Annotated in this window: 6 protein-coding genes; 4 read left to right on the plus strand and 2 right to left on the minus strand. The window is 34.8% G+C overall.

Translation table 11 applies throughout. From position 1 onward, the window contains the following. Positions 1–278 precede the first annotated feature (278 nt). The gene (locus AC2D6V_RS10840; RefSeq protein WP_484648185.1) at positions 279–1,661 is read right to left on the minus strand and encodes a TlpA family protein disulfide reductase; all 1,383 of its coding nucleotides are present in this window, start codon (positions 1,659–1,661) and stop codon (positions 279–281) included. Between the two features lie 478 nt (positions 1,662–2,139). On the opposite strand from AC2D6V_RS10840, the gene AC2D6V_RS10845 reads away from it, so the two are divergent. Then, on the plus strand, positions 2,140–5,733 hold the full coding sequence (locus tag AC2D6V_RS10845) for a T9SS type A sorting domain-containing protein (RefSeq protein ID WP_484648186.1): 3,594 nt from the start codon (positions 2,140–2,142) through the stop codon (positions 5,731–5,733). A gap of 90 nt (positions 5,734–5,823) precedes the next feature. Here the strand turns inward: AC2D6V_RS10845 and AC2D6V_RS10850 are convergent, their stop codons facing one another. Continuing rightward, complete coding sequence (locus AC2D6V_RS10850) at positions 5,824–6,651, minus strand: choice-of-anchor J domain-containing protein (protein ID WP_484648187.1); 828 nt, start codon at positions 6,649–6,651, stop codon at positions 5,824–5,826. A 478-nt stretch (positions 6,652–7,129) separates the two neighbouring features. Between AC2D6V_RS10850 and AC2D6V_RS10855 the strand changes: the two genes are divergently transcribed. The 3 genes from AC2D6V_RS10855 to AC2D6V_RS10865 all read left to right on the plus strand — a co-directional run. Next, positions 7,130–8,932 (plus strand): T9SS type A sorting domain-containing protein, encoded by a 1,803-nt coding sequence (locus tag AC2D6V_RS10855; RefSeq protein WP_484648188.1) that lies wholly within the window; start codon positions 7,130–7,132, stop codon positions 8,930–8,932. Between the two features lie 451 nt (positions 8,933–9,383). Beyond that, a complete protein-coding gene (locus tag AC2D6V_RS10860; RefSeq protein ID WP_484648189.1) occupies positions 9,384–12,797 on the plus strand; it encodes a T9SS type A sorting domain-containing protein in 3,414 nt (1,137 codons plus the stop codon). A gap of 195 nt (positions 12,798–12,992) precedes the next feature. Then, positions 12,993–14,978 (plus strand): putative metal-binding motif-containing protein (locus tag AC2D6V_RS10865; RefSeq protein WP_484648191.1); only part of this gene is annotated, 1,986 nt, incomplete at its 3' end.

Below are 14,978 nucleotides of genomic sequence, written 5' to 3' on the forward strand. Positions count from 1 at the left end.
CCATTTTGTCAAGTTGAGCTTGTCGAAACTGATATTGATAATCAGTAATTTAAAAATATTTCGACAGGCTCACAATAAGACATTGAGATTACTTTTTAGACATTCAATTCTTTATGATTAAAAATTGTCAGTTCGATTATCAATCCCTAGGGTTTTGTATCGAGAACTGTGTTATAGTAAGTAAAATTTATTCTCGATAAAAGTTTAACTGATTTTCAATCGTTAAATTCACTCGAATTGACAAATATTACTCAATATACAATATAGAATTTATAATATTAAATACTTAATTCTGTAAACAGCTCAGTTAATTCTGGGCTAGAAGGCCTTGGAGCATTAGCACTCACAATTTTGCCTTCTGTATCAATTAAAATAAATCTTGGAATACCTTGAATTTGATAGTCTTGAACGAATTTCGATTTCCAATCATTATCAGCAAACAACTGAATACCTCCAAGTTCTTTTTCTTCAATCATTTTTTTCCATTTATCATTATCACTTGCTTTATCTATTGAGACACTAACAAATTCAATATTCTTACCATGATATTTTTCTTCAACCTCTTTTAAATAAGGAATTTCGCGTTTACAAGGTCCGCACCAAGTTGCCCAAACATCCACATACACAAATTTGCCTTTTAAATCATCTAATGATGTCGTGCCGCCTTCATAGTTTACATAATCGAAAAATTTTGGAGACATTCTCCCTTTTTTCAACGCTGTTAACTTGTTGTACTTTTCTTCAATAATCTTGTTCTTTTCATTATCCGCAGAATTATCAGAATAAATCTTATAGAATGTATCAATATCCTTTGAATAACTCATAGATGCATTAGCAAAATCAAATAGAAGACCATGTTTAATTGATTTACCTTCTATGTTAGCAACTGTTTTCAAATAGGCAATATCATTTTCTAATGAATCACTTTTTACGAGCTCTTTAGCTAAATCTTTATAATGACTAGTAATTAAATTCTTATAATTTTGTGAAAAGGCAAAATCATCTTCATTGGTGTAATCTAAGTGGTCTAAATCATTTAAAAATTCATCAGAAATTTTAAATTCTTCATCTTTAGTTACATAACGATGGTAACCTTCATATTCATTTAACCTGGCTAAATAATAGTACTTTATATCTTGCTTTTCGAGTGCTATAAACTCTTCAGAAAGTCCTTCATACTCTGCAAGTAATTTTTCGCTCGAAGTTTTTAGCTCCTTGTACTTATCAATAAATTCAGGCTCATTCAACTTGTAAGTATCAAACCTATTGCCTAAAAAGGTTTTTTCATTTTTACTTTTTGCAAGAAAATAATTGTTTACTTCGGCTCCTTTGCCAGACATTATTAATGAATTCTCAAAGTCATTCGCATCATAACTAATGTTTAAATTATTGCCTTCTTTTAGTCGAAGGAACACTGGGTTCTTTCCGTCAAAAAGAACATATGAGAAATTATTAATCTTTAAGGTATCTATAAAGCTACCATCTTCTTGAATTTTTAATGCTTCACTAAAAGTCCTGTCGTAGCTATTAATAGTTACTTCATCAACAGGTTTGTTTTTAATAGTACCAGAAATGATAGCATAATCTACTTGAGGTTCACTTTCTTGTTTGCATGACACAAAAACGGTAAGTATAATGGTAAAAATAAAAAGGTTTTTCATGATAATTTTTTATTGGAACACGAAAGTAATAATTCGAATTATTGTTTTTATTCTCTTTTAGTAAATATTAACAATTTTTACGGATTGAAGATGCTAGATTTTAATTGATTTTACTTAGGTTATTTAAGAAAATTACAGGTTATCGTATAAAAATGGGGCTTTATCTAAAAATTATTTGTTAAAAACTAAAAACATGTAGATGGTCTAAACTTTTAAACGGATAGTCTAAAAGTTAAATTTTTCAGTTGTGGTAAGCGTTTTTATTTTCTACATTTGGTATACCCTCGTATCTACAATTTTACTTTTTCATACTTATTTTATTTATAAGAGCATACTTGATTAATAGCAAATTAAAGATGCCCTCGTCTTACCAATACTTAACAACTTTTAGTTGGTTTTACTATGTAGAACTGGCCTTTGTTGTTTAGACCTAATTTATGTTAACATCATTTATTAATTAATCCAAAATGTTATGTTAATGTACAATTTTACCCAAAAATCGAAGAGCGCAACCTCTTTAAATTTAATGGCGTGTTGTCTTAGTTTACTAAGAAAACCGTTGAAAAGTATAACCAGTTTAGCTGTAGTTATGCTTTTTTTATTAACGTCTGCTAGCTTAAATGCACAAGTAGGGGTGCCATGTATTGATGGAAATTCAGAAGAATGGCAGGGTCTTGCCGTTACTGGAGCCCCTTCATTCGAACTTAGGCACGATGTTTTCACAGGGAATCAGGATGATATCTTTACAGGAGCTAAAGATTTTAAAAGTTGGGGACAACCAAGTCCTACACCAGCTTATAGTAATTGGACATTCAGTCCTATGCAGGCCAAGAGTGATATCATGAATGCTGCTGCCGTTATTTATACAGGTATTACAGGAGCTCCTCTTTGTGATGCTGAGGAACCCTTTGATAAATATGACCCATCGCAAACATATTTATTTTTCGCAGGTGATAGAGAGAGTAATAAAGGAACTGGGTATATTGGATTTTGGTTGTTACTAAATGGCTCTACAGCTATTGATGATGGTGACAAATATTTCTTTGATGACCACTTTACTAATATTGGTGATTCAGATGGAGAGGGAGGTACATATAACGCCGAAACAAGTATAGGTGACCTTTTAGTCCTAGCCGATTTTACAGGTGGTGGACGAAATGCTGCTATTACTGTCCTTAAATGGGTAGGTCCTGGAAATGGAAATAGAGGTAATAATAATTCTTTATTTGAAGTTAATACTGATTCTCAAGTAGGACAAAATAATGCAGGCCCAACAGGGGTACCTACTAATTTTGTTGTTCCAGAAGGACAGATGGAATATGATACCAATGAATTCTATGAAGGTGTTATAAATATAACAACTGTGTTTGATTTAGTAAACAATCCAGAAATAATTTGTAGTGCGACCTGGATGTTAGAAACTAGATCGTCTGCTGAAATAACAGCAGATTCAAAAGATTTTGTAGGTGGTAATTTTAATTTACCCCCAATTGTGGATGTTAGTGATGCCTCTGTTTGTGTTGGAGGCTCCGCAAGTTTAAAAGCCACCGTTACTCGAATTATTAATGGCCAAAATGTCGTTATTGCCGATCCAGATGATAAAGGATATACTTTTGTATGGTCAGGTCCTGAACCATTTTCTGGTCAAGGAACAGATGAAATTACTATTAATCCAGCAGTATCTTCAGCAGAGTATTCAGTGCTCGTTACAAGCCCTTCAGGATGTCCTCCATCCGATGGAGATGAAATAGGTATACTTACAGTAAACCCACTACCCGTAGTTAATGCAAATGATGTTGAGTTGGCATGTACAGATACAACAGTTCAATTAACCGCAACACCTGAAGGAGGAACTTGGAGTGGAGATCATGTTAGTGGATCCGGTTTATTTGATGCTACTGGTTTAGCTCCTGATGATTATACAGTAACCTATACATATACAGATAGTAACGGGTGCTCAAATAGTGATGATGCCGTTGTTACTGTTAATATTGCACCTCCATTAATGGTGTCTTGCCCAGAACCTATTACTTTGGATGCATGTAGTTCACCTAATGATGTTGCGACAGCTCTTGGAGATTGGTTAAATGGATTTACAGTAACTGGAGGAGCAAACCCAACTACAACTTATACCGTTAATGGTAATCCTGTTAATGATTTAAATAATGTTAACGCAGATGAATGTGGCGATAGTTTAACTGTTATGATTAGCGTTACAGATGAATGTGGCCAATCGGGTAGTTGCTCTGCTACATTTAGTGTAACAGATGCACCAAAAGTAGTGGTAACACCTCCAGCAGATAAAACAGTAGATGCTTGTTTAGGACAAGCTGCCGTAGACCAAGCTTTCGCAGATTGGTTAGCTTTAGGAAAAGCAGAAGGCGGATGTGACTTAAGTGTAAGCACAGACGCAGGAGCTGCTCCATCTTATTGTGGTGGTTCAGCAACAATCACTTGGACAGCTAAGAGTAGTTGTGAAGGTGATGTAACTGCAAGTGCTAAGTTCACAGTAACAGATGCACCAAAAGTAGTGGTAACACCTCCAGCAGATAAAACAGTAGATGCTTGTTTAGGACAAGCTGCCGTAGACCAAGCTTTCGCAGATTGGTTAGCTTTAGGAAAAGCAGAAGGCGGATGTGACTTAAGTGTAAGCACAGACGCAGGAGCTGCTCCATCTTATTGTGGTGGTTCAGCAACAATCACTTGGACAGCTAAGAGTAGTTGTGAAGGTGATGTAACTGCAAGTGCTAAGTTCACAGTAACAGATGCACCAAAAGTAGTGGTAACACCTCCAGCAGATAAAACAGTAGATGCTTGTCAAACCCAAGAAGCAATTAATGCTAGTTTTGCAGCATGGGTAGCTTCAGGAAGTGCAAGTGGTGGATGTGACTTAAATGTACAAATCACAGGCGATACTGCACCAAATGCATGTGGTGGAAGTGTAGAAGTTACTTGGACAGCATCAAGCTCATGTGAGGATGATGTAGTTAAGAAAGCAACTTATACAGTAACTGCAGATAAAGAAAAGCCAGTAATAACTTGCCCAGAGCCAAGTACAATTTGTAATGTAGACTTCCCAGAGTCACTGGATGCTACATGGACAGATAATTGTGCAGCAGGTGGAACAATTACAGCGTATTTAACAAATGTTCGGGATAGAGAAGATGGTTGTGCTCAACTTGGAGATTATGTGTTTACTGTAACTGATGATTGTAATAACACAACAACTAAAACATGTACAATCACACGTGAGTTTGACAAGTACGAAAACTGCGAAACGATGTTTGGTCGCTATGCACCAAGTAATGAGTGCTTTATTCCAGACTTTAGACGTTGGGGTTGGACAAATGAGATCTCACCTCAAGATGAGGGTGCAGAGCCATATGTATTTAACTTATACGCAGGAGCAGCGCATTGTGACTATGAGAACAAAGGTTCTGAAGTAGGTTATGCATCTGTTAGCTATTTAGATGGCGAAATTTATATAACATATAACCTAACTGGTAATTATGTAATGAATGAAGCACATGTATATGTAGGATGTGATCCTTATCCAAATAAAAATGGAAGCTATACGGTAGCACCTGGACAATATAACTATAACCCAGGAACAGGATTAGACTATGTACAGAACTTTACTGTTGGTCCAATTGCTGCATCTGGAGATGTTCATGTAATTGTACACGGTGTAGTTTGTGAAGCTACTTGTAGATGCTCTATTTCTGAAGGACCATTTAGCTATGATCCTGATACAAATAGTGGTGATCCAGAAGGTTGTGGAGAAGCTCAAGAACCTGTGGCTAAAGCTGTAGACTTCAAAGCATATCCAGTACCATTCGATCAAGATGTGAATATTCAATATTCATTCGATTATGATACCGATATTAACATTGAAGTATTTGATATGAAAGGGGCGTTAATTAGACAGTCTGAGAACACACGTTACATTAAAGGTACTGTGGAGACTTCTAAAATAAATCTTTCAAGATTGGATAACCAAATGTACTTTGTAAGATTAACAACTAAAGCAGGAACAGTTGTTAAGAAAATTATATCATCAAGTCCGCAATAATAATAGAATAAAAAAGTTTAATCAAACAAAAAAAGAGCCGCTTTGAGCGGCTCTTTTTATTTATTTATATTGTCGTGTTCATTAATTAGTTTAATACTTTACGAATTTAATAACATGACTTCTTCCTTCAACATCTATATTGGCAATATATACGCCAACGTTTAGTACTGAAAGGTTTACAATTTCTTCTTTATTTGATATCCTTTTGGACAATACATTTTTTCCTAAAACATTGAATATTTTAATATTATCAATAGGTTTATTAGTAGATTTAAGGGTTAAAGCATCATTTTGCCTATTATAAAAATGCTTAATGGAATTAGTATCAAAATCTTCTATACCAAGAGCACCTGTTGAAATTGACAATTCGTCAATATTAATAGCAGATTGGTTGGAAGTATTATGGTGTCTAAACGCAATATATGCCGTATCACCTGCAAAAGATGAAAGGTCTAGGGTTCTGCTAACAAAAACTCCGGCTCCACCGACTTCATCGGTATATTCACTTCTTTGAACCGAGCTAGATTCAAAATTACTGGTTTGATTACCTAAAGCAGCATAAACAGTATAATATTCATGAGCGGCATAGGACAATTCGCCTCTCACTTTATATGTAAGTGTAATATTATCACCATTACTAAAAGATGTTAGGTCAATAGCTTGAGAAATAACCCAATTATCAGGGGTTAATCCAGAAAAAGAATAAGAAGCAATCACCTTATGGCCTCCATAATACTCCGAAAACTCCCACCATGACCAACTATGTGTATCACCATCACTATCCTCTGTATCCCAACATATATTGATAACATCTGTATCAAAAGTTTCTAAAACAGGTAATGTATTGTCGCATTGTGCGCTTAAATTTATAGCATAACAACTTAAAATAAGAACTAGGGTAAATGTAATTTTCTTCATGACTAAGTAGGTTAAATTCTGGATAAAGATATAAAATAATGTGTTTTAATCGTAAAAATAAGTATTTAATCGATGAAATACATGTTTTTATATATTTTTATAAGTAAAATATTACATTTAAAAAATCTATCAAAAAAATTTTGGCAAAAACAGTCTCGTTATTTAATACTCTAATAATTAAATCTTTAAAATGCTCAAAATTTATTAAGACAGAAATTTAGCTATTCTCTGTAATAATTATAATCGCTAAAAGGCTGTTTTAGGAAATAATAATATTAGCATATTTACTGTCATCCATAATTCCTTCTTAACCGTATAAGTATAAAGAATTGATTAATAGCACTCTCTTCTTGAATAATTATTTGACAATATATTCGTACAATAAATGTTAAATAGCAAGTATTTCATCGATTAAACGTAAATAAATCAGTTAAATAGATAATTTTTTTTAAGTTTGAATCCTAAACCTACTTATGTTATGTTAAAATTTTACCTTAAACTAAGTCTTGTACTTATAATTTTATTTAGCACTTGTTCTATAAATTTGAATGCACAGAATCATAATTTGATTCAAAAGGTGCCCTTAGATAAACAAATTGAGCAGTCTGATGCTGTAATTGAAGGTGAAGTCATTTCAAAAGAATCATTTTGGGATGATACTCGTTCTAACATATATACTATAAATAGAATAAAGGTTTATAAGGTATTCAAAGGAAATTCATACGAAACGATAGAATTGATAACTCCTGGAGGCGTTGTTGATTTGGAAGCACAAACAGTGTCGCATAGTTTACTTCTTAGATCCGGTGACTTAGGCGTTTTTATGCTTGACAATTCCATATTAAATTCTAAGTTATCAAGAACGAAGAATACGCAAATTCCAATATTTAAATCAACTACTGGAAAGCAAAGCTTTTATAAATATGATATTAATAGAGATAAGGTGGCAAACTTATTTCAATCTGAAAAAGGAATAGAGAATAATTTTTATACTAAGATTATCAATATTAGTAAAAAACCAATAATTAAAATTGAGGATCTTAATTTAGTTGAAAATAGTACAAGTAGTAAACTTAGTACCACAACAAGTTCAAAATTACTTGCTCCCGCAATAACATCATTTTCTGCGTCTAGCTTTACAGCTGGAACCAAAGCGGTTCTAACAATAAATGGAAACGGTTTTGCTAGCTCACAAGGAACGGTTGGGTTTAGTGATGCCAACTATGGTGGCACATTATATTATAATGCTCTAACTAACCAGATAATTAGTTGGTCTGATACTCAAATTCAAGTGGAAATTCCAGATAGAGCTGGAACTGGAACTATTATGGTTAGTACTTCTACAAATGCATCTATAGAATCTACAGAAAATTTAGAAATAGATTTTGCACAAATAAATCTCGAATATGCAGATGAGGCTTATCAAACACAACATGTGGATAATAACGGAAATGGTGGGAATACATGGACTATGAACGAAAGTTTTGAAAGTTCTGGAGCTAAAGATGCCTTTACCAGAGCTTTTGAGAGTTGGACTTGTAGTACTGGTATTAATTGGGAAATAAATCCTAATACAACAAGTATCAATCAAAATGCTAGTGATGGCGTAAACGTTATAACTTTCGATAATAATATGGCCAGTGGTACATTGGGACAATGTTTCTCAAGGTATTCAGGTTGTTTTGAAGGTGGAGAAGTTAAATGGTATGTCACTGAAATGGATATAGTTTTTAATCCTAATAAAAATTGGAATTTTAGTACAAATCCCCCGGTAAATGATGAAGTTGATTTTGAATCAGTTACCGTTCACGAGTTAGGACACGGGCATCAATTAGGACATGTTATAGATACTAATTTAGTCATGCATTACTCTATATCTTCTGGTGAATCATTAAGAGCCCTGAGTACAAACGATTTAATGGGTGCAGAAGATGTACAATCAAGAAGCTCAAGCACTACTGTTTGTAGTCAACTAAGTATGACGAATTACGAATGTTTAGGAGAAGGACCAGGACTGTCTACAGCAGACAATCAACTGGAAAGTGATATTACATTATATCCTAATCCTGCTAATTCTAATTTGTATATCAAGAATAGTGGCTTCCAGCATATTAAAAACATACGTATTTATAATGTGGTAGGAAAAGAAGTTTATTCGGCTTTAAATACGAATAATTCTAGAATCTTACTATTAGACCTTTCTCGATATGCTCGTGGTATCTATTTAGTTAAAATTAATTCAGATATTGGCACGGTTACAAAGAAACTAGTTGTAAACTAATTAGTTAGATACGATAATTTTCTTCAAAAGGGCATATTGACTTAAAACATCAGGTTTGTCACTTTGTCTAAACATGGAGTAAAATTGTATTTTATCGAGTATAAAATACAACTTAACTAATTTCCACTTTTTATTAACTCAATTTGGCTTTTTATTATTAAATTTGATTTACTCATGATTTTTGTGAGTGTTTTCTCCTTATAAATAGCATTTGATTAATAGCGAAATTGAATGCCCTCAATTTATATTTTCTTAGCAATTTGTGTTATGCAAATTTTATTTGTGAAACACTATTTTAATAATAGCGAAGCTATATAATAAAATATTTTGTTGAACAAATCCCGATGTATATCGGGATCTAAAAAATAAAATTCGTAAAATCCCTCATTCTACGACTTTCTATTATTTGTTATGTAAACTCATTTATTAACTTAATTTAAATGTTATGTTTATGTACAAAATTACCAAACTAAGTTTTACCATTATTAGTAAAATTTTAAAAAGATTATTGTTGTGTTGTTTATTAGTATTTTTTATGCTAGTAGGTAATACTGGAAATTCCCAAACCATTGATGGTGATCCTAGCGACTGGTGTGCTATATTGGCAGATGCTAGTATACCTACCGTGCATATTAGAGATGTGATGGATGGTTCACTTTCTGAAGACATCCCAGGCATGCCTAATATGGACGACCAATATACGGAGGGAACATCCGATGTAGTTGCTCTTGAAGATTGGGTGTGGTCTGTAAGCAATGTATCTGCAAAAAATGATTTAGGTAATGTTGGCGCTGCTTTTCAAAGTGGTTGCGATTTAACATTTTTTATTGACAGATTTGCCGCAAACGGAGACACAGATATAGGGTTATGGATTTTTAAGGAAGAAATAAGCCTAAATCCAGATGGATCCTTTAGTGGACAGCATTTAGATGGTGATTTATTATTTACAAGTAAATTTACCAATGGTGGTGGTGTCCAAAATGTTAAGGTATATGTATGGGTAGGTGATGGACCTACTGGAGAATTAACTTTATTAATTGATACTTCGATTGATGGAACGGCAAATGTCCTTGGAGTTGTTAATAATGAAGAATTACCTGTACCTTGTGGTTGGGATTATGAAGGAAAATTTGTCGAAGAATATGAACCAGGTACATTTTTTGAATGTGAAGTAGATTTGTGTGCACTGGGAGAAATTGCAGGGACAAATATTACGCTTAATCCATGTTTTTCAACAGTTATTTTTAAAACGAGTCAATCGCAAGAACCAACATCAGCAAATGGCGATTTAGTTGAAGGTGCTTTCGATAGTCAACCTAGAGAAAAAGAATTAATGGCCTCAACGAAGTGTGATGATGGAACCGATGATGATGGAACAGTTACTGTAAAATCTACTAAATTAACCGAATGTTATACACTTCAGGAAGTAGTAAATGGAACTCCTCAAGATTATATAAAGGATGGTGTACCATATAAAATTTGTGGAAACGGTAGCGATATTACTTTTACGGATTTACCTGCAGGGACTTATGGAATTGAAAGTATGACCATTGCAACCAATTGTATATTATATTTTGGACCAGTTGATGTGATTATCAGTCCAAAGCCATCAATCTCAGCAACTCCAACCCAGCCAGAGTGTTTTGGAGAAACAGGAAGTGTTGTATTGTCAACTACAGGTGGAACAGTGCCATATACTTATGACCCAAATAATCCTCCATTAACAGGATTAGCAGCAGGTGATTATACCTATAAGGTAAAAGATGCCAATGGCTGCGAGGACCAAACAACGGTAACTATCAATGCAGCTCCAAGTAAGGTTGTATTAACGGCAACTCCAACCCAGCCAGAGTGTTTTGGGGAAACAGGAAGTGTTGTATTGTCAACTGTAGGAGGAACAGGCGCATATACATATGACCCAAATAATCCTCCATTAACAGGATTAGCAGCAGGTGATTATACCTATAAGGTAAAAGATGCCAATGATTGTGAAGCTGAAACAACGGTAACTATCAATGCAGCTCCAAGTAAGGTTGTATTAACGGCAACTCCAACCCAGCCAGAGTGTTTTGGGGAAACAGGAAGTGTTGTATTGTCAACTGTAGGAGGAACAGGCGCATATACATATGACCCAAATAATCCTCCATTAACAGGATTAACAGCAGGTGATTATACCTATAAGGTAAAAGATGCCAATGATTGTGAAGCTGAAACAACGGTAACTATCAATGCAGCTCCATCTCTATTAGAATGCAGCACAACAGCAACATCAGATCCAAAATGTAATGGAGAAACTAATGGTTCTATTACGGTTAGTGCTTCGGGAGGAACTATGCCGTATGAGTATAGTATTGGCGGTGCTTACCAAGACAGTCCAACGTTTGGCAATTTAGGGTCTGGGTCATATACTGTAACGGTAAGAGATGCTAATGGTTGTCTATCCCTTTGTGCTGGTATTATCCTTAATGTAATACCAAAGCTAGAAGGTGATGTAGAAAAAGCAGATGTTATTTGCTTTGGAGATGCAACTGGTAGTGCTGAAGCATTCCCAACAGGAGGAACAGGACCTTATACTTATGAATGGAGCCCTGGTGGAGAAACTACTAAGGAGATTACAGGTTTAACAGCTGGTTTTTATGCTGTGAAGATAACTGATGCTAATGAATGTTTTGTAGAATTACAAGCTGTAGAAGTTCAGAATTTATATACTCAAGTTTCGTGTATAGCAACAAGCGACACAGCGCAATGTGAAGATGTACCTATTAATTTAAGTGTCTCTGGATCTGGAGGTTCTGGTGGCTATAGTTATTCTTGGGCTGGTTCAGGTAAAGAATATTTAGATGATGCTACTTCGGCGACTCCAACAATGACAGGAGCACCAATAGGCGTTTATAATTGGACCGTTACTGTAACAGACAGTGAAGGCTGTACGAGTCCATGTTATACAATGTCAGAGGTTGTAGGATGTGTTAATTATGAAACTGGCTTTGGTGTATCCGTAATGGAAAGAGGAGATGAGTCTTATGTTAACCCAGATGTAAGCCAATGTTTCCGTGAGGATGGCTTTAGACGTTGGGGTTGGACCAACTTTATTAACACCACAGGTGCTGATACAGAAACAACAGTAACGCTAGATTTAGTTTTAGGTGCGGGCAAATGTGATCTTAATAAAGGTACTAAAGCAGGTTATGTTAAAGTAACATACAGACCAACAAATGTTAATGTTGATGAGTATTATGTGAATATAGAATATATAATGGATGACGGATTCAGAATGGATGAAGCTCATTTATATATTGGTTGTGATGAATATCCTACAGGTAAAAATGGATCTTGGACAGTTGCACCAGGACAATATGATTTTGTTGAAGGAAATTTAGGAAATATTAGCAACTGGAAAACAGAAGCAGACGAAATTGTCGCTACAGGTAGTTTCTTTGTTATAGCACATGCAGTAGCTGGTGCGGTAAATATACCTGGCGATAGTTATATACCAGCCTCACCAAATGAAGGTGGTTCATTTGATGGTACTGAAAATGATCCTCCTAATACTGAATGTAAAGTTGTTATAGGGTCTAGTCTTGCAAAAAGTGTTGACTTTAAAGCATACCCTGTACCATTTATTAACGAAGTAAATGTTAGTTATTCTTTTGATTACGATACAGATGTTAATATAGATGTGTATGACATGAAAGGCGCTTTGGTAAGAAAAGCTGTAGATAAATCTTATGCAAAAGGTACTATAGGTACCACAAAAATTGATTTATCAAGAACAGATAATCAAATGTATTTTGTTAGAGTAACAACAAAAGAAGGAACTCTTGTTAAGAGAGTTATTTCATCAAGTGATTTAACTAGACAATAATGGTTTAATTTAAAACTTAAAAGAGCAGCTAATTGGCTGCTCTTTTTGGTTTTCACGTCTTTTTTACAATACAAATACTAATATTTGTATCCATTTGTCGAACTTATTATGGTTTAATCTACAATAGGCCAAAAACTGATGTTTTTTTACTAAATTAAATTCACTCCTTCTTAATCTTAATCTTAAAAATGAGTTATGAAAAAAATTACCTTTTTATTGCTTTCAATCTTTGCCATTCACATGTCATCTTCCCAATGCACCGAGACAACAAAGTTTCCAACAAACGATGTTACGTCCACAAACGATGGCTTTGTTCAACAAATTGCCAATAACAATTACGCGGGAGAGTATGCAATAATAACAGATTTAATAATTGGGCACGACTACCAATTTACAAGTACTAGAACAGCGACTCCAAATAATGATTATATAACCATTAAAGATGAATTTGGAGGTTTAATAGGACATGGCACATCTCCGTTAACCATTCTTGGAACAAGCATTACTGTCCAAACGATTCAAATGCATATCTCATTAAATGTAAGTTGTGACAACGAAAGCGAGTTTAGGGTAACTACAATTCAAGATTTAACAAATGCACCCACATGTTATAATCCGGAGGTGCCTATAGGCGATATTACATACAAATCTAATGATAGAGTGGATTTCAATTGGAGTGTTCCAAGTACTGGACCAACACCGTCAGGATATGATTGGGAAATAGTCCCCCAAGGTAATAGCCAAGGAGATGGTACTATTGCTTTAGGATCCTCATCTTCTTTAATGGCAAGTTCTGGAAATACATTGCAACCTGGCATATCTTATTCAATCTGGTTGAGATCTGATTGCGATGGGGATGGGGAAAGTATTTGGGTGAATCCATCAAAATTTAATTTTACTACAAATACAGCTAGTCCACCAAGTAATGATTTTTGTGAGGGCGCAATTTCCATACTTCAAGAAACAGAAATTGATACGGCCGGTGACGCTTTGAATCCTATCGCGGGAACGCTGTTGGGTGGTGCTGGAACAAATGTAGACGCAGAAGACTGTAATTCCAGCACAGGAAATGCAAGAGATGATGTATGGTTTTCGTTTTTAGCGCAGACTAGTACAGTGAATATTACTTTGGAACCACTAAATTTTGATTCGGTTCTTACATTATATACTGGTAATTGTAATTCATTAATTTTAGAAGGGTGTAGTGATGCTGAAATAACATCTCCTGCAGTCGAAGAAATTAATGCCACAGGTTTAATAATTGGTCAAACATATTATATTAGAGCCTATTACTATGGAGAAATAACACCTGCTGTGCCAACGTTTAATTTAAAACTTTGGTCAAGTGAATCTATAGTTGATGAAGATGGTGATGGCTATTCGATTGATGGTGGTGACTGTGATGACTCGCTTGCTACTGGAGGTTCAATAAATCCAGGAGCACAAGAAGTTTGTGATGGTGTAGATAATGACTGTGATGGCCTTATAGATGATACTGATGATTCAGTGACTGGTCAAACCTTATATTATGTAGATGCTGATGGAGATAATTATGGAGATTCCGGTGATTCTGGCACTTTGTTTTGTTCAAACCCTGGAAGTGGTTATAGTGTAAACAATTTAGATTGTGATGACACTCCAGGCTCTGGCGCACTCATTAATCCAGTTGCACAGGAAATCTGTGATGGTATAGATAATGATTGTGATGGTCTTATAGATGATGACGACGATTCTGTAGCAGGACAAACTTTATTTTATGTAGATGCTGATGGAGATACTTATGGAGATTCCGGTGATTCTGGCACCCTGTTTTGTTATGAACCTAGTTCGGGCTATAGTTCAAATAATAGCGATTGTAATGATGGAAATCCAGCAATTAATCCTGGAGCCACAGAAATATGTAATGGTATAGATGATGATTGTGATACCAATATTGATGATGCCGATTCAAGTATAGATAGTAGTTCTCAAACGACATGGTATGAAGATGCAGATAACGATGGCTTTGGTGATCCTAATAGTAGTCTTTTGGCTTGTGCACAACCAACAGGTTATGTAAGTAATTCTTCCGATAATTGCCCAAGTGATGTTAACAAAACCGAACCTGGAGACTGTGGTTGTGGTAATCCTGATACGGATTCCGATGGGGATGGTGTTGCTGATTGTAACGACCCTTGTCCA

It is taken from the genome of Algibacter sp. YIN40 (genome assembly GCF_057219435.1).